The sequence below is a fragment of the Streptomyces sp. NPDC104831 genome (assembly GCF_055583025.1).
On the sequence record NZ_JBVJOT010000007.1, the window covers coordinates 186,042 to 203,175 of the forward strand.

Here is a 17,134-nt window from a genome sequence, read left to right on the forward strand (position 1 = left end):
GCCCGCCCCTCACCGCCCCTGGGGGACCCACCGGTACACCAGCTCCGGGCGCCCCACCTGCCCGTACAGCGGGCTGCGGGCCGCCCGGCCCGATTCGACCAGGTGCTCCAGGTAGCGGCGGGCCGTGATGCGGGAGATGCCGACCGTCTCGGCCGCCCCGGCCGCCGTGAGGCCCTCCGGCGCCTCGCGCAGCGTGCCCGTGACCCGCTCCAGCGTCGGCGCGCTCAGCCCCTTCGGCAGGGCCGCCGGCGCCGGGGCGCGCAGGGTCGCCAGGGCCCGGTCCACCTCGTCCTGGCCGCTCGCCTCGCCCACCGCCGCGTGGAACTCGGCGTAGCGCACCAGCCGGTCCCGGAGCGTCGCGAACGTGAACGGTTTCAGGACGTACTGGACGACGCCCAGCGAGACGCCCTCCCGCACCACCGCGAGGTCCCGGGCCGAGGTCACCGCTATCACGTCCGCGTGGTGCCCGGACGCCCGCAGGGACCGGGCCAGTTGCAGGCCGTGCACGTCCGGCAGGTGCAGGTCCAGCAGGAGCAGGTCCACCGGGGTGCGGTCCAGGATCCGCCGTGCCTCCGCGCCCGTGTGCGCCTTCCCGACCGCGACGAATCCCGGCACCCGGCCGACGTACATCACGTGCGCGTCCGCGGCCACCGGATCGTCCTCGACGACCAGGACGCGGATGGGCCGCCCCTCGTCCGTCATCCGGCACCGCCCGCCACCACGCGCAAGGGCAACCGCACCTCGAACACCGCTCCGTCCTCGCCGTCCCCGCCGGACCCCGTCACCGTCAGCGTGCCCCCGTGGCGGGTCACCGCCTGCCGGACCAGGGCCAGCCCGAGTCCCCGCCCGCCCGGCCCGGCCGGCTTGGTGGAGAACCCCCGCTGGAATACCAGGCCGGCCAGGGCGGGGTCGACACCGGGTCCGGTGTCCGCCACCCGGAGCACGAGTCCGGCGCCCGAGGCGTACGCCGTCACGGTGACCCGCGCCCGGGCGCTGCCCTGCGCCGCGTCCACCGCGTTGTCGATCAGGTTGCCGAGGATCGTGACCAGGTCCCGCGCCGGCAACTCGGCCGGCAGCAGGCCGTCGTCCAGGCGGCTGTCCGGCGAGACCACCAGTTCCACGCCCCGCTCGTGCGCCTGCGCGGTCTTGCCCAGCAGCAGCGCGGCCAGCACCGGCTCGCTCACCGCCGCCACCACCTGGTCGGTGAGGGCCTGGGCCAGCTCCAGCTCGGCCGTGGCGAACTCCACCGCCTCCCCGGCCCGGCCCAGCTCGATCAGCGAGACGACCGTGTGCAGCCGGTTCGCGGCCTCGTGCGCCTGCGAGCGCAGCGCCTGCGTGAAGCCCCGCTCCGAGTCCAGCTCGCCCATCAGCGACTGGAGCTCGGTGACGTCCCGGAGCGTCACGACCGTGCCCCGGCGCTCACCCCCGGACACGGGGGAGGTGTTCACCACCAGCACCCGGGACGCCGTCAGGTGCACCTCGTCCACCCGGGGCTCGGAGGACAGCAGGGCGCCGGTCAGCGGGGCCGGCAGGCCGAGGCCCGCCACCGAGCGGCCGACCAGGTCCGCGTCCGGCGTGCCGCCGAGGCCCAGCAGCTCCCGGCCGCCGTCGTTGACCAGCGCCACCCGGTACTGGCCGTCCAGCATCAGCAGCCCCTCCCGGACCGCGTGCAGCGCCGCCTGGTGGTAGTCGTGCATCCGGCTCAGCTCGGTGGCGTTCATGCCGTGGGTGTGGCGGCGCAGCCGGGCGTTGATCACATATGTGCCGACCGCGCCCAGCACCAGCGCCCCGCCGGCCACCCCGAGCAGGGCCGTGACCTGGTCCCGGAGCCGGGCGCTGATCGTCTCCACCTTGATGCCGGCGCTCACCAGCCCGGTGATCCGGCCGCCGTCCCGGACCGGGGTCACCGCGCGGACGGACGGGCCGAGCGTGCCGGTGTAGGTCTCGGTGAAGGTACGGCCGCGCCGGGCGGGGCCGATGGTGCCGAGGAACCGCTTGCCGATCTGCTGGCGGTCCGGGTGGGTCCAGCGGATGCCGGACGGATCCATGATCGTCACGAAGTCGACGTTGGCGTCCCGGGTGACCTGGAGGGCGTACGGCTCCAGCCGGGCCGTGGGGTCGGGGCCGCGGATCGCCGCGCGGACCGAGGGGGCGTCGGCGACCGACCGGGCCACCGCCGTGGCCTGCCGGGCGGCGGCCTCCTCGGCCTGCCGCCGGTCGCTGACGTAGGTGAACAGCGCGTACCCGGCCACGACCACCGCGATCAGCACGGCCTGCATGGCGAACAGCTGGCCGGCCAGGCTGCGGGGCCGGGGGAGGACGGGGGCGCGCATGCCAGCAGTGTGCCTCTCCGTCCGATCGTGAACTAAATGAACGGAAGGGTGACCGCCCTCACAGGCCGGGAGATAGTCACGGCATTCCCAGCAACGCCCGGACGTGAGCCGCACGCCGGTCGCGCACCGACGAAGACGTCAAGGAGGGCAGTCGTGGCCGCCAGCCCCGCCGACAGGGCACCTGCCGCACCCCGCGCCCAGCGGGACCGGACCCATTACCTGTACATCGCCGTCATCGCGGCGGTCGCGCTCGGCATCGCCGTGGGCCTGATCTGGCCCGACGCGGCGGTGGAGCTGAAACCGCTGGGCACCGGCTTCGTGAACCTGATCAAGATGATGATCTCGCCGATCATCTTCTGCACGATCGTGCTCGGTATCGGTTCGGTACGGAAGGCCGCGAAGGTGGGGGCCGTCGGCGGTATCGCCCTCGGCTACTTCCTGGTGATGTCGCTCGTCGCGCTCGCCATCGGTCTCGTGGTCGGCAACGTGCTGCACCCCGGCGACGGGCTGCACCTGACCCAGGCGCTGCGCGACAGCGGGCACGCCCAGGTGGAGAGCGACGCGCTGCCGCCGGTGGACTTCGTGCTGTCGATCATCCCGGACACGTTCGTGTCCGCGTTCACCCAGGGGGAGGTGCTCCAGACGCTGCTGGTGGCGCTGCTCGCCGGGTTCGCGCTCCAGGCGATGGGCGCGGCCGGGCAGCCGGTGCTGCGCGGCGTCGAGCACCTCCAGCGGCTGGTCTTCCGCATCCTGTCGATGGTGATGTGGGCCGCGCCGGTCGGCGCGTTCGGCGCGATCGCGGCCGTGGTCGGCTCCGCCGGCGTCGACGCGCTCAAGAGCCTCGCCGTGCTGATGCTCGGCTTCTACGTCACCTGCTTCCTGTTCGTCTTCCTGGTGCTCGGCGCGCTGCTGCGGATCGTCGCGGGACTGAACGTGTTCTCCCTGTTCAAGTACCTCGCCCGGGAATTCCTGCTGATCCTGTCCACCTCCTCCTCGGAGTCCGCGCTGCCCCGGCTGATCGCGAAGATGGAGCACCTGGGGGTGAGCCGGCCGGTGGTCGGCATCACCGTGCCGACGGGGTACTCCTTCAACCTCGACGGCACGATGATCTACATGACCATGGCGTCGCTGTACATCGCGGACGCGCTGGGCACGCCGATGTCGGTCGGCGAGCAGATCCCGCTGCTGCTGTTCCTGCTGCTGGCGTCGAAGGGCGCGGCCGGGGTCAGCGGCGCGGGCCTCGCCACGCTGGCCGGCGGCCTCCAGTCGCACAAGCCGGCCCTGGTGGACGGCGTCGGGCTGATCGTCGGCATCGACCGGTTCATGAGCGAGGCGCGGGCGCTGACGAACTTCGCGGGCAACGCGGTGGCGACGGTGCTGGTCGGCACGTGGACCAAGGAGATCGACAAGGACCGGGTGCGCAGGGTGCTGGCCGGGGAGGTGCCGTTCGACGAGACCACGCTGCTCGACGAGGGGCGGTCCTCGGTGAGCGAGGCCCCGGAGGTCCGGGAGGAGGGCCTGGTCAAGGCCTGAGCACCGGCACGGTCCCGTCGCGGCACCTTCCCGCTCCGGCCGTCCGGCCCCGCCTGAACCGGGGCCGGGCGGCCGGTCCCGTGCCGGCCCACGGCACTTCTACGACACCTCGGCCACCAGCTCCATGGCCCGGGAGGCGGGTACGCCCGCCGCGGTGAGCACGGCGACCGTGGCCGAGCGGCCCGCCTCCGCCGCCGCCAGGAGGCCGTCGTTCACCGCCTCCATCAGGGCGAACAGCATCTGCTCGTGGACGTAGGCCAGCGCCGGCGCGGGCAGCGGCGAGCGGAAGACGCCCGTGTCCAGCCCGTGCTGGAGCAGCCGTACCTTCGCCTCGCGCAGGGGGGCGAGGCGGTCGCGGATGCCCTGGACGGTGACCGTCCGCTGGGCCAGCGCGATCAGCAGCCGGTAGCGGTCGGCGGTCTGCCAGACCGCGAGCACCGACCGGGCGACCGCCTCCGCCGGGTCCGTCACCCCCGCCCGGCCCGCCGCGTCGGCGTCCGCCAGCGCCTGCACCGCCTCGTCGACGAGCGTGCTGATCAGCGCCTCACGGCTCGGGAAGTGGCCGTACACCGTCCGTCGTACGACGCCTGCCGCGCGGGCGATCTGGTCCATGGACGCGTCGGGGTCGCGCAGCAGCTCCGCGAGGGCGACGTCGAGGATGCGGCGCCGGTTTGCGTCGGCGCGGCTGGTGTTACCCGTGGTCATGGCGGTCATTGTGCCTTCCCGCCCCCTTTCCGACTGGACTTGCACAGTCCTGTGCAACGCCGTACATTGCACATAGTTGTGCAATTGCACGTTACTGTGCAAGTCCGTCGCGTACCCGAGGAAGGCGATCCCTGCCATGCGACTCGTCATGACCGAACCGGTCGAGAGGATGGAGCGCCCCTACGCCCGGCGGTGGTGGGCGCTGCTGGTGCTCTGCCTCAGCCTGCTGATCATCGTGATGGCGAACACCGCCCTCACGGTCGCCGCGCCCGACATGACGAAGGACCTCGGGCTCTCCAGCGCCGACCTCCAGTGGGTGATCGACGGCTACACCGTGCCGTACGCGGCGCTGATGCTGCTGCTCGGCGCGATCGGCGACAAGTACAGCCGGCGCGGCGCGCTCGTCCTCGGCCTGGTGGTGTTCGGCGGCGGCGCCGTGTTCGGCTACCTCGCCGACAGCTCGGCGACCGTCATCGCGGCCCGCGCCGTGATGGGCGTCGGCGCCGCGCTGATCATGCCGGCCACGCTCTCGCTGCTCGCCGCGACCTTCCCGCGCGGTGAGCGGGCCAAGGCCATCACCCTGTGGACCGCCACCGCCGGGCTCGCCATCGCCGCCGGACCGGTGGTGGCCGGCGCCCTGCTGCGCGACCACGGCTGGTCCTCCACCTTCCTGATCAACGTGCCGGTCGCGGCCGTCGCGCTCGTCGCCGCCTTCGTCCTGGTCCCGCCCTCCAAGGCGGGCCACCACGACCGCATCGACTACGTCGGCGGCGTGCTGTCGGTGATCTGGACCGGCGCGCTCGTCTACATGATCATCGAGGGACCGCACTTCGGCTGGGGCGCCAAGGCGATCGGCGCGGCCGTCGTCGCCGGCGTGGGCCTGGTCGCCTTCGTGCTGTGGGAGCTGCGCCACCCGCGCCCGATCCTGGACGTGCGCCGCTTCACCGCCCGCCGGTTCGCGGGCTCCAACCTCGCCGTCGCCCTGTTCTTCCTGGCCGTCTTCGGCGCCTTCTACTACCTGACCCAGCACCTGCAGTTCGTCCTCGGCTACGACGCCCTGCAGACCGGCGTGCGCATGCTGCCGCTGGCCGGCGCGGTGTTCGTCGGCTCGGCCCTGACCGCCCTGCTCACCCCGCGCGTCGGCATGAAGTGGACCGTCGGCGCGGGCATGGCCGGCGGCACGATCGCCCTCGCCCTGCTCACCCGGGTGGACGCGGCCTCCACGTACGCCGACTTCGTGGCGCCGCTGATCATCCTGGGCCTCGCGATAGGCCTGGCGCTCTCGCCCTGCACCGACGCCATCATGGGCGCGTTCCCGGAGTCGGAGCTGGGCGTGGGCGGCGCCGTCAACGACACCTCGCTGGAGCTGGGCGGCTCGCTCGGCATCGCCATCCTCGGCTCGCTGCTGGCCACCTCCTACAGCGACCACCTGGCCGACGCCACCAAGGGCAGCAAGCTCCCGGCGAACGCCCTGGACACCGCGCAGGACTCGGTCGGCGCCGGGTACGCCGTCGCCCAGGGCATCGGGGACAAGGCGCACCAGGCCGCCGCGCAGGCCCAGCAGGCGACCGACCCGCAGCAGGCCGCGCAGCTCAAGCAGCAGGCGGGCGAGCTGGCCTCCGGCGCCCGGCAGATGGCCGACGCGGTCGGCTCCGCCTTCTCCGACGCGGTCGCCCACACCAGCCTGGTCGGCGCGGTGGTCCTCGGCGTCGGCACGGTCCTGGTGGCCGCCCTGCTGCCGCGCCGGGAGGCCGCCGGGCCCCGGGCGGAGGACGCCGAGAAGGAGCCGGCGCACAGCACGACCGCCTGACCCCGCGGGCAGGAGCGCGAGACCGGCCGGGACCGCCGTCCCGGCCGGTCTTGCGTTGACGCCGACGTCAACCCGTACCGTCGGGGACATGCGAATCGGCGAGCTGGCCGCACGGGCCGGAACCACGACCCGCACCCTGCGCTACTACGAGTCCCGGGGTCTGCTGCCGGCCCGGCGCGACGCCCACGGGCACCGGACGTACGACGAGGGCGATCTGCGGCTGCTGGCGCAGATCCGCACCCTGCGGGACTTCGGCTTCGACCTGGAGGAGACCCGGCCGTTCGTGGAGTGTCTGCGGGCCGGTCATCCGCAGGGCGACTCCTGCCCGGCCTCGCTGGTGGTCTACCGGCACAAGCTGGCCGAGCTGGACGCGCTCATCGGGCAGCTGACCGCCGTACGGGAGACGGTCGCGGGGCAGCTGGTGCGGGCCGAACGGGCACGCGACGAGCTGGCCGCCGAGGCGTTGGTTCCGGGAGGTCCGGAGCCCGTGTGCGAACTGGGAGGGCAGTGGTGAGCAGAGCGGCGGGTGTGGCGGAAGTGGGGGACGCGGACTTCGCGACGGAGGTCCTGGAAGCGGAACCGCCGGTCCTGGTGGAGTTCACGGCCGACTGGTGTCCGCCGTGCCGGCAGATGGCACCGGTGCTCAGCCGGCTGGCGGCCGAGGAGGGCGAGCGGCTGAAGGTGGTCCAGCTGGACGTGGACCACAACCCGGACACCACGAACGCCTACAAGGTGCTGTCGATGCCGACGTTCATGGTGTTCCGGGGCGGTGAGCCGGTGAAGGCGATGGTGGGCGCGCGCCCTGGGCGGCGGCTGCTGGAGGAGCTGGCCGACGTGCTGTGAAACGGCCGCCGACCGTGAAAAAAATCCCCCGGGCAATTGCGCTCGGGGGATTTTTCTGCGTATATTCAGTGGTTCACGACTTCCTTATGGGATGCCGTGAAGAAGTTCAGTGACCACAGTATATGCGGGCGGGAGCGGCATTGTCAAACGCGGATCTGTCTAACAGCGAATTTCCCGACGGTGAATTGCGCGGCGAACAGGAATTCATCGACGGACTGTACGCACGTGTGGACGTCCTGCGCGGCGAGACCGAGACCTCCGTCGCGGACGCGCTCGCCCAGGGCGACAAGCCCATGCAGGCCCGGCTGGAGCGGGACATCCTGGTCGCCGAGCGCTCGGGGCTGCTCGCCGCGCTGAACGCCGTGGACGGCTCGCTCTGCTTCGGCCGGATCGACCTGGCCGACGGCGCCACACACCACATCGGCCGGATCGGGCTGCGCGAGGACGACGCCGAGCGCACCCCCGTGCTGATCGACTGGCGGGCCGACGTCGCCCGCCCCTTCTACCTGGCCACCGGCCACACCCCGATGGGCCTGCGCCGCCGCCGGCACATCGCCACCGAGGGCCGGACCGTCACCTCCCTGCACGACGAGATCCTCGACCTCCGCGACGCCACCCGCACCGGCCACGAGGACCACAACGGCGACGCCGTGCTGCTGGCCGCGCTGAACTCGGCGCGCACCGGCCGGATGAGCGACATCGTGCAGACCATCCAGGCCGAGCAGGACCGGATCATCCGGGCGCCGCACCGCGGGGTGCTGGTCGTCGAGGGCGGCCCCGGCACCGGCAAGACCGCGGTGGCGCTGCACCGGGCCGCGTACCTGCTGTACGAGCACCGGGAGCTGCTGGCCCGCCGCGCCGTCCTCATCGTCGGCCCCAACCCCGCCTTCCTCGGCTACATCGGCGAGGTGCTGCCCTCCCTCGGCGAGACCGGCGTGCTGCTGGCCACCGTCGGCGAGCTGTTCCCCGGGGTGAAGGCCACCGCGGCCGACACTCCCGAGGCCGCCGCCGTCAAGGGCCGCGCCCAGATGGCCGACGTGCTGGCCGCCGTCGTCCGCGACCGGCAGGCCCTGCCGGACCCGGTGATCGCGATCGAGCACGACCGGGAGGTGCTGATGCTGGACGACGGCCTGGTGGGCGTCGCCCGCGAGCGCACCCGCGCCGCCGGGCTGCCGCACAACGCGTCCCGCGAGTACTTCGAGGGCCACATCCTCAACACGCTCACCGAGCTGTACGCCGAGCGTGTCGGCACCGATCCCTACGACGGCAGCAGCCTGCTCGACGCCTCCGACATCACCCAGATCCGCGACGAGATCGCCGAGAACCCCGAGGTCTGGGACGCCGTCGACCGGCTGTGGCCCCGGATCACCCCGCAGCGGCTGGTCGCCGACTTCCTCGCCGAGCCCGACGGCTACCTGTCCGAGGAGGACGCCGACGCGATCCGCCGGCCGGTGACCCGCGCCTGGACCGTCGCCGACGTCCCGCTGCTGGACGAGGCGGCCGAACTCCTCGGCGAGGACGACCGGTCGGCCCGCGCCCGCGCCGAACGCGAGCGCGAGACCCAGGTGGCCTACGCGCAGGGCGTGCTCGACGTCTCCTACGCCTCGCGGACCTACGAGTTCGAGGACAAGGAGGAGGACGACCCGGAGGCGAGCGAGGTCCTGTCCGCGCACGACATCATCGACGCCGAGCGGTTCGCCGAACGCCAGGAGGAGGCCGACCACCGCAGCGCCGCCGAGCGGGCCGCGGCCGACCGCACCTGGGCGTTCGGGCACATCATCGTGGACGAGGCGCAGGAGCTGTCGCCGATGGCCTGGCGGCTGCTGATGCGGCGCAGCCCGACCCGCTCGATGACGCTGGTCGGCGACCCCGCGCAGACCGCGGAGGCGGCCGGCGTCGGTTCCTGGGAGGACATCCTCGCGCCCTACGTCGAGGACCGCTGGGAACACACCCGGCTGGGCGTCAACTACCGCACCCCGGCCGAGATCATGGACCTGGCGGCGGCCGTGGTCCGCGCCGCGCACCCGGACTTCGAGCCGCCCGGCTCGGTGCGCTCCACCGGCGTACGGCCCTGGGTGCGGCAGGCCGCCGGCGACCTGCCCGGCGCGGTCGCCGAGGCGGTCGCCGAACTCACCCCCGAGGAGGGCCGGCTGGCCGTCATCGCGCCGCGCGCGCTGCACCGCGCCCTGGCCGCGCGCCTGGACGGCGTCACGGCGGGCGCGGAGCCCGACCTGACCCGGACGGTGGTCCTGCTCGACCCCCGCCAGGCCAAGGGCCTGGAGTTCGACTCCGTCCTGGTGGTGGAACCGGCCGCCTACGGCACCAGCGACCTGTACGTGGCCCTGACCCGCGCCACCCAGCGCCTGGGCGTACTGCACACCGGGTCGCTCCCGAAGGGGCTGGTGGACGCGGTCTGATGGCCGGGGGGTTCCTGCCCGGCTCCGGGGGGAACCGGACGGGAACCCCGCCCGGCGGCACCGTCATTCCCAGCGGGCGTGCTCCGCGCCGTTCTCCACGTCATCGGGGTGCACGATGACGTCCGGGATGTCCAGGTGGCTCATCAGGGCCTTCGTGTGCACCTGGTGCTTTCGCCCCATGAACGTGGTGGGGCAGGGGAACGTGCCTGCCCTGATCATGCGGTAGGCGGAGGACGGGGGGATGCCCAGCACCTCGGCGGCGACCGGGAGGCCGACGAACGAGGGGTAGAGGTCCGAGGTGTAGTAGTAGTGATTGCCGCCCGTGACGAACATGCGCGCGAGCATCGATTCCGTCGCGAGGTGGCGTGCGACGCCGGTGCGGCGGCCCGTTCGAATGTCGTCGTGGAATTCCCTGAGGACGTTCGGGTGGACGAACCTGCGCAGTTTGGCCCCATGGCACTCGCCTCGGATCTGCTCGGCGACGGCCGGGTCGCGGGGGTCGGCGTCGGGGATGACCGCGGAGGCTTTCATCGCGGAGTCCGACGGAGCCTCTTCGTGCGCGAGGAACGCGTCCGGGTCACCGGTCGGGCTCTCGTTGCCCGGGGCCTTCGCGCACGCGTAGGCCGCGTTGACCGCTGCCTTGATCATCAATGCCGGTACCTCGCGGGGAGCCACTCCTGTGGCCGTGGCGGCCCAGGTGGCGAGGGCGGCCGCGACCATTTCCGACCGGACGTCCTCCAGGTCGGCGAAGAAGTCCCGCGCGATGATCTGGGAGCGCTTTCGGAGGAAGGGGGTCAGGCAGTCCACGACGGCCATGCGCCACCTGTCGTCGCCGCGCATGTCGGACAGCCTTCCCATGGCCACCATGGAGTCCCACAGGCGTGACCTCGACGAGCGCGCCGCTCGCGCGACCACTGCCTTGGAGCGGAACTCGTCGTATTGGGGGTGGCGCTTGATTTCGCACTCTTGCGCGTTGTCCACGTGCACGCAGATCGGACCGCTTCTGAAAGCGGTCCGAACGTGTTCCGCAACGCACTCGAAAGCATCTTGCATGATTTGCACTCCATACTCTGCCCGTGGCGTCGAGCAGAGTATGGGATCACTCAAGAGCTTCTCATCCTACTAACCTGTGATGATCGAAAACTTTGGATCAACGATCTTTTCCGAAAGGAATGATGATGGCGAGCGACATTATCTGACTGATCTTGAGGCGAGGCGGGGTCTACGCCGGCCGCAGCCACACGGTGGCCAGCGGGGGCAGGGTCAGCCGGAGGCTCGCGGGGCGGCCGTGCGCGCCCCGCGGTTCCGGCTTGACCGGGTCCGGGTGGGTCACGCCGCTGCCGCCGTACCGCGCCGCGTCGGTGTTCAGCACCTCCACCCACGCCGGGACGTCCTCCGGCACCCCGACGAGGTAGTCGGAGCGGACCACCGGCGCCAGGTGGGAGATCGCGAGCAGCGGGGTGCCGTCGGCGGCGCGGCGCAGGAACGCGAAGACGTTGTCGTCCGCCGCGTCCCCGGCGATCCACTCGAAGCCCGCCGGGTCGGTGTCCCGCTGCCACAGCGCCGGGGCCGCCCGGTACACCGTGTTCAGGTCCCGGACGAGGTCCCGCACGCCCCGGTGGTCCGCCGCCGCGCCGTACGCCGGATCCAGCAGCCACCAGTCCGGCCCGCGCGCCTCGGACCACTCGGCCCCCTGCGCGAACTCCTGTCCCATGAACAGCAGCTGCTTGCCGGGGTGGGCCCACATGAAGCCCAGGTAGGCACGGTGGTTCGCGCGTTGCTGCCACCAGTCGCCCGGCATCTTCGACACCAGGGACCCCTTGCCGTGCACCACCTCGTCGTGGGAGATCGGCAGGACGTAGTTCTCGCTGTAGGCGTACACCATCGAGAACGTCATCTCGTGGTGGTGGTAACCGCGGTGCACGGGGTCGTGGCTCATGTACTGGAGCGAGTCGTGCATCCAGCCCATGTTCCACTTCAGGCCGAAGCCGAGCCCGCCGAAGCCGCTCGGGCCCCTGTGGTGGGTGGGGCGGGTGACACCGTCCCAGGCCGTGGACTCCTCGGCGATGGTGACCACACCCGGGCAGCGCCGGTAGACGGTGGCGTTCATCTCCTGGAGGAAGGACACCGCGTCCAGGTTCTCCCGGCCGCCGTGCTCGTTGGGCGTCCACTGCCCCGATTCCCGCGAGTAGTCCAGGTAGAGCATCGAGGCGACCGCGTCCACCCGCAGCCCGTCGATGTGGAACTCCTCGCACCAGTACACGGCGTTCGCCACCAGGAAGTTGCGCACCTCGCGCCGGCCGAGGTCGAACTCGAGCGTGCCCCAGTCCGGATGCGCGGCCCGCGCCGGGTCCTGGGGTTCGTACAGCGGGCGCCCGTCGAAGGCGGCCAGCGCCCACTCGTCGCGCGGGAAGTGCGCCGGCACCCAGTCCATCAGCACCCCGATGCCGGCCTGGTGCAGCCGGTCCACCAGGTACTTGAAGTCGTCGGGGGTGCCCAGGCGGGCCGTCGGGGCGTAGTACCCGGTGACCTGGTACCCCCACGAGCCGCCGAAGGGGTGCTCGGCGACCGGCATCAGCTCCACGTGCGTGAAGCCCATCTCCCGGACGTACGCCGTCAGCTCCCCGGCCAGCTCTCGGTACGACAGCCCGGGCCGCCAGGACGGGAGGTGGACCTCGTAGACGGAGAAGGGGGCCTCGTGCACCGGGGTGTCCGCGCGGTGCGCCAGCCACTCGGCGTCGCCCCACTCGTGGTGCGAGACGTCCACGACCGAGGAGGTCGCGGGCGGCACCTCGGTGCGGCGGGCCAGCGGGTCGGCGCGCAGGGTGCGCGAGCCGTCCGGGCGGGTGATCTCGAACTTGTACAGCTCCCCTTCCCCGATCCCCGGCACGAACAGCTCCCAGACCCCGGTGCCGCCCAGCGACCGCATCGGGAAGCCGGTGCCGTCCCAGAAGTTGAAGCCGCCGGTGACCCGGACGCCCCGCGCGTTCGGCGCCCACACCGCGAACCGGGTGCCGGTGACGCCCTGGTGGGTGAGGACGCGCGCGCCGAGCGCCTGCCACAGCTGCTCGTGCCGGCCCTCGCCGATCAGGTGCAGGTCCAGCTCGCCGAGGGCGGGCAGGAAGCGGTAGGGGTCCTCGGTCTCCAGGGCCGTGCCGTCGTACGTGACGAGCAGCCGGTAGGCGGGGACCTCGGCGAGCGGGAGCAGGCCGGAGAAGAAGCCGTCGCCGTCGTCGTGCAGGCGGGCGCGCAGCTCGCCGCAGTCCACGGTGACGGCCCGGGCGTACGGGCGCAGGACGCGGAAGGCGACCCCGCCGGGGACCCGGTGGGCGCCGAGGACGGTGTGCGGATCGTGGTGGGTGCCGTGCAGCAGCCGCTCGCGGTCGTCGGCGTCGAGGGCGGCGGCGACGGCGGAGACGACGGGGGCGGTGGTGCCCTCCGGCCCGGGCGGCGGCGACTGGGCGGGCACCTGCCGGGTGCGCGCCCGCGCGGCCCGGGCCTTCCCCCCGGCCGTGGTGTTCCCGGCTGTCTGGTTCCCGGCCGTGCCGGGGCTGTGCCCGGCGGCCGGCTTCTTGGACGTCACGAGTGAGTCTCCCGGACGAGAGTCGGTCAGGTCGGATCGGACGCGGCGAGGCGGCGGATCGCCGACATCGGTACGGGCAGCCAGTCGGGCCGGTGCCGGGCCTCGTAGACGGCCTCGTAGACCGCCTTGTCGGTCTCGTAGGCCCGCAGCAGCACCGGATCGGTGCGCGGATCGCGGCCGGCGGCCTCCGCGTACCCGGCGCAGTAGGCCGCCCGGCAGGCGTGCGCCCAGTCCCGGGCGGGCGGGCGGACCGAGTGTGCCGCGTAGTCGAAGGAGCGGAGCATCCCGGCGACGTCCCGCACCGGCGGCTGCGGCATGCGCCGCTCCGCCAGCGGCCGGGCCGGCTCGCCCTCGAAGTCGATCAGCGCCCACTCGCCGGTCGGCGCCCGCAGGCACTGTCCCAGGTGCAGATCGCCGTGCACCCGCTGGGCGGTCCAGGTGCGGCCCTCGGCGGCGAGGCCTGCGAGCGCCGTGTAGGCGGAGCGCAGCCCGGGCTCGTACGGCGTCAGGGCCGGCACCGCCCGCACGGCCGCCGCCAGCCGTTCGGTCATGCCGTCGACCAGCAGCTCCAGCTGGGTGCGGCCGAGGGTGACCGTGGGCAGGGCCCGGGCGAGCGCGGTGTGCACCTCCGCGGTGGCCCGGCCCAGCGCGTGCGCCTCCGCCGCGAAGTCCTCGCCCTTGGCCAGCTCGCGCAGCGCCAGCTCCCAGCCGTCACCCGCGCCGCTGACATAGGGCTGGAGCACGGCGAGCACGTACGGCTCCCCGCCCGGCTCGGCCCGCAGCCAGCCCGTCGGCGCGAGCACCCGGGGACAGCCCTCGCGGGCCAGGGCGAGCGGCAGCTCCAGATCGGGGTTGACGCCCGGCACCACCCGGCGCAGCACCTTGAGGATGAACGTATCTCCATAGACGACCGAGGAGTTGGACTGCTCGGCGGTCATCAGCCGGGCCACGAGGTTCGGCCGTATCTCCTGGCGCGCGTCGCGGTCGAAGCGCAGCACCCCGACCCGGGTCCGGCCGCGCAGGGCCTCCAGCAGCAGTTCGGCGGGCCGGGGGTCGTGGAGCGCGTCGTACACCGTGGACCCGGCGAGCGGACCCTCGGTGACGTGTCCGATCAGCGCGGGCGCCAGCCGGGGCGGCAGCGCCTCGCGCACGCCGACGAGGAGCTGGTAGCAGTCGCCGGGGTGTGTCTCCCCGCCCGGCGCGCACGGTTGGTGGACCCGCAGCAGCAGGTGGTACAGGCCCAGTCGGCCGCCGGGCGGCAGCAGTTCGGTGACGGCCACCGGGGTGAAGCCGGTGACCGGGCGCCCCTTGCCCGCGAACCAGCGCTGCCGGGGCAGCCAGGTGCGCAGCAGGGGGTCGAGCGAGGCGAGGAGTGAACCTGTGGTGCCGGAGGGGGTGACCGTTGCCGCCATGGCGTCACGTCCTTTCCCCGGGGAGTCGTCGGGGTGTCACTGTGGGGTGCCCCGGGTGGGACGGCGGAAACCGCCCCACCGGGCCGCGGGTCACGCGGGTTCGCCGCGCAGCCGGAACCAGTAGAAGCCGTGCCCCGCGAGGGTGAGCAGGTACGGCAGTTCGCCGATGGCCGGGAACCGCACCCCGCCGAACAGCTCGACGGGATGCCGCCCGCCGAACCGGCTGAGGTCCAGCTCCGTGGGCTGGGCGAAGCGGGAGAAGTTGTGCACGCACAGCACGAGGTCGTCCTCGTACTCGCGCAGGAAGGCGAGCACCGCCGGGTTGGACGACGGCAGTTCGGTGTAGGAGCCGAGTCCGAAGGCGGGGTTCTGCTTGCGGATCTCGATCATCCGGCGGGTCCAGTGCAGCAGGCTGGACGGGGAGGACATGGATGCCTCGACGTTGGTGACCTGGTAGCCGTAGACCGGGTCCATGATCGTGGGCAGGAAGAGGCGTCCGGGGTCGCAGGACGAGAAGCCGGCGTTGCGGTCGGGGGTCCACTGCATGGGGGTGCGCACGGCGTCGCGGTCGCCGAGCCAGATGTTGTCGCCCATGCCGATCTCGTCGCCGTAGTAGAGGATCGGGGAGCCGGGCAGGGACAGCAGCAGGGCGGTGAACAGCTCGATCTGGTTGCGGTCGTTGTCGAGCAGGGGGGCGAGGCGGCGGCGGATGCCGATGTTGGCGCGCATGCGGGGGTCCTTGGCGTACTCGGCCCACATGTAGTCGCGTTCCTCGTCGGTGACCATTTCGAGGGTCAGCTCGTCGTGGTTGCGCAGGAAGATGCCCCATTGGCAGGTGGAGGGGATCGCGGGGGTCTTGGCGAGGATCTCGGAGACCGGGTAGCGCGACTCGCGGCGTACGGCCATGAAGATGCGGGGCATGACGGGGAAGTGGAAGGCCATGTGGCACTCGTCGCCGCCGACGGAGTAGTCGCCGAAGTAGTCGACCACGTCCTCGGGCCACTGGTTGGCCTCCGCCAGCAGCACCTTGTCGGGGTACTGGGCGTCGATCTCCTTGCGGACCCGCTTCAGGAACTCGTGGGTGGCGGGCAGGTTCTCGCAGTTGGTGCCCTCCCGCTGGTACAGGTACGGCACCGCGTCCAGCCGGAACCCGTCGATGCCGAGGTCCAGCCAGAACCTGAGCGCGGAGAGGATCTCCTTCTGGACGGCCGGGTTCTCGTAGTTCAGGTCGGGCTGGTGCGAGAAGAAGCGGTGCCAGTAGTACTGCTTGCGTACCGGGTCGTACGTCCAGTTGGAGACCTCGGTGTCGACGAAGATGATCCGGGCGTCCTGGTACTGCTTGTCGTCGTCGGCCCAGACGTAGTACTCCCCGTAGGGACCGTGCGGGTCCCGCCGCGACTCCTGGAACCACGGGTGCTGGTCGCTGGTGTGGTTCATGACGAAGTCGATGATCACCCGCATGCCGCGCTGGTGGGCGGCGTCCACGAACTCCACGAAGTCGGCGAGGTCGCCGAATTCGGGCAGGACGGCGGTGTAGTCGGAGACGTCGTAACCGCCGTCCCTGAGTGGGGACTTGAAGAACGGGGGCAGCCACAGGCAGTCCACGCCGAGCCACTGGAGATAGTCCAGCTTGGCGGTCAGGCCCTTCAGGTCGCCGACACCGTCGCCGTTGCTGTCCTGGAAGGAGCGGACCAGGACCTCGTAGAAGACGGCGCGTTTGAACCAATCGGGGTCCCGGTCTCCCGCGGGTGTGTCCTCGAAGGTGTCCGGAACAGGCTCGTTGACGGTCATATCGTGGGTGACCCTCCGATCTGCGGGTTGGACGGTCGCAGGACGGTGAAGACATGCGCGGGCCTGTGACCAGGTTCGAGGCGCACGTAGTTGGCCCTGCCCCAGTGGTAGGTCTCGCCGGTCAGCTCGTCGCGCACCGGCACGGACTCGTGCCGGTCCAGGCCGAGTCGCTGCATGTCCAACGAGACCGTGGCCTCCTGGGTGTGGTGCGGGTCGAGGTTGACGACCACGAGGACCGTGTCCGTGCCCTCGCGCTTGGAGTAGACGAGCACCGCGTCCTGGTCCGCGTGGTGGAAGTGGAGGTTGCGCAGGCGCTGGAGTGCGGGGTGGCGGCGGCGGATGGTGTTGAGGCGGGTGATGAGCGGGGCGATGCTGCGGCCCTCGCGCTCGGCGGCCTCCCAGTCGCGGGGCCTGAGCTGGTACTTCTCCGAGTCGAGGTATTCCTCGCTGCCTTCCCTGAGCGGGGTGTTCTCGCACAGTTCGTAGCCGGAGTAGATGCCCCAGGCGGGGGAGAGGGTCGCGGCGAGCACGGCCCGGACCTCGAAGGCGGGGCGTCCGCCGTGCTGGAGGTAGGCGTGCAGGATGTCGGGGGTGTTGGGGAAGAGGTTGGGCCGCATGTAGGCCGCCGCCTCGCCCGACAGCTCGCTGAGGTACTCGGTCAGCTCCTGCTTGCTGTTGCGCCAGGTGAAGTAGGTGTAGGACTGCTG

General features: G+C 72.2%; 12 protein-coding genes and 1 pseudogene. 5 read left to right on the forward strand and 8 right to left on the reverse strand.

The window, feature by feature from the left end:
* Window positions 1-9: 9 nt before the first annotated feature.
* Window positions 10-702, reverse strand: a complete 693-nt coding sequence (locus ACZ63H_RS07715) for a response regulator (RefSeq protein ID WP_469862910.1) — start codon at window positions 700-702, stop codon at window positions 10-12.
* Window positions 699-2,333 carry a sensor histidine kinase gene (locus ACZ63H_RS07720; RefSeq protein WP_469862911.1) on the reverse strand — a complete coding sequence of 545 codons (1,635 nt, stop codon included), beginning with the start codon at window positions 2,331-2,333 and terminating at the stop codon, window positions 699-701. The genes ACZ63H_RS07715 and ACZ63H_RS07720 overlap by 4 nt, the downstream gene beginning before the upstream one ends.
* A 153-nt stretch (window positions 2,334-2,486) precedes the next feature.
* On the opposite strand from ACZ63H_RS07720, the gene ACZ63H_RS07725 reads away from it, so the two are divergent.
* On the forward strand, window positions 2,487-3,866 hold the full coding sequence (locus ACZ63H_RS07725; protein ID WP_469862912.1) for a cation:dicarboxylate symporter family transporter: 1,380 nt from the start codon (window positions 2,487-2,489) through the stop codon (window positions 3,864-3,866).
* A 99-nt stretch (window positions 3,867-3,965) separates the two neighbouring features.
* Here ACZ63H_RS07725 and ACZ63H_RS07730 read toward each other — a convergent pair whose 3' ends face one another.
* A complete protein-coding gene (locus ACZ63H_RS07730; protein ID WP_469862913.1) occupies window positions 3,966-4,580 on the reverse strand; it encodes a TetR/AcrR family transcriptional regulator in 615 nt (204 codons plus the stop codon).
* Between the two features lie 127 nt (window positions 4,581-4,707).
* On the opposite strand from ACZ63H_RS07730, the gene ACZ63H_RS07735 reads away from it, so the two are divergent.
* From ACZ63H_RS07735 to ACZ63H_RS07750, 4 genes are all read left to right on the forward strand, one after another.
* Window positions 4,708-6,381, forward strand: coding sequence for an MFS transporter (locus tag ACZ63H_RS07735; protein ID WP_469862914.1), 1,674 nt, complete (start codon window positions 4,708-4,710; stop codon window positions 6,379-6,381).
* Between the two features lie 88 nt (window positions 6,382-6,469).
* Window positions 6,470-6,895: a MerR family transcriptional regulator gene (locus ACZ63H_RS07740; protein WP_469862915.1), complete on the forward strand. Its 426-nt coding sequence runs from the start codon at window positions 6,470-6,472 to the stop codon at window positions 6,893-6,895.
* The gene (locus ACZ63H_RS07745) at window positions 6,892-7,224 is read left to right on the forward strand and encodes a thioredoxin family protein (RefSeq protein WP_469862916.1); all 333 of its coding nucleotides are present in this window, start codon (window positions 6,892-6,894) and stop codon (window positions 7,222-7,224) included. Before ACZ63H_RS07740 ends, ACZ63H_RS07745 begins: the two co-directional genes overlap by 4 nt.
* 185 nt (window positions 7,225-7,409) lie before the next feature.
* Window positions 7,410-9,641 (forward strand): HelD family protein, encoded by a 2,232-nt coding sequence (locus ACZ63H_RS07750; RefSeq protein ID WP_469862917.1) that lies wholly within the window; start codon window positions 7,410-7,412, stop codon window positions 9,639-9,641.
* Between the two features lie 63 nt (window positions 9,642-9,704).
* On the opposite strand, the gene ACZ63H_RS07755 is transcribed toward ACZ63H_RS07750, so the two are convergent.
* The 5 genes and pseudogenes from ACZ63H_RS07755 to ACZ63H_RS07775 form a co-directional block, all read right to left on the reverse strand.
* Window positions 9,705-10,499, reverse strand: coding sequence for a helix-turn-helix transcriptional regulator (locus tag ACZ63H_RS07755; RefSeq protein WP_469862918.1), 795 nt, complete (start codon window positions 10,497-10,499; stop codon window positions 9,705-9,707).
* 364 nt (window positions 10,500-10,863) lie between these two features.
* On the reverse strand, window positions 10,864-13,224 hold the full coding sequence (gene glgB / locus ACZ63H_RS07760; RefSeq protein WP_469862919.1) for a 1,4-alpha-glucan branching enzyme: 2,361 nt from the start codon (window positions 13,222-13,224) through the stop codon (window positions 10,864-10,866).
* A 26-nt stretch (window positions 13,225-13,250) separates the two neighbouring features.
* Window positions 13,251-14,636: a maltokinase N-terminal cap-like domain-containing protein gene (locus tag ACZ63H_RS07765; protein WP_469862920.1), complete on the reverse strand. Its 1,386-nt coding sequence runs from the start codon at window positions 14,634-14,636 to the stop codon at window positions 13,251-13,253.
* A gap of 90 nt (window positions 14,637-14,726) precedes the next feature.
* Window positions 14,727-16,427 carry a maltose alpha-D-glucosyltransferase gene (gene treS, locus ACZ63H_RS07770; RefSeq protein ID WP_469862921.1) on the reverse strand — a complete coding sequence of 567 codons (1,701 nt, stop codon included), beginning with the start codon at window positions 16,425-16,427 and terminating at the stop codon, window positions 14,727-14,729.
* Window positions 16,424-17,134: pseudogene (locus tag ACZ63H_RS07775) on the reverse strand (alpha-1,4-glucan--maltose-1-phosphate maltosyltransferase); the annotation flags it as partial. The pseudogene ACZ63H_RS07775 and the gene treS, both read right to left, overlap by 4 nt.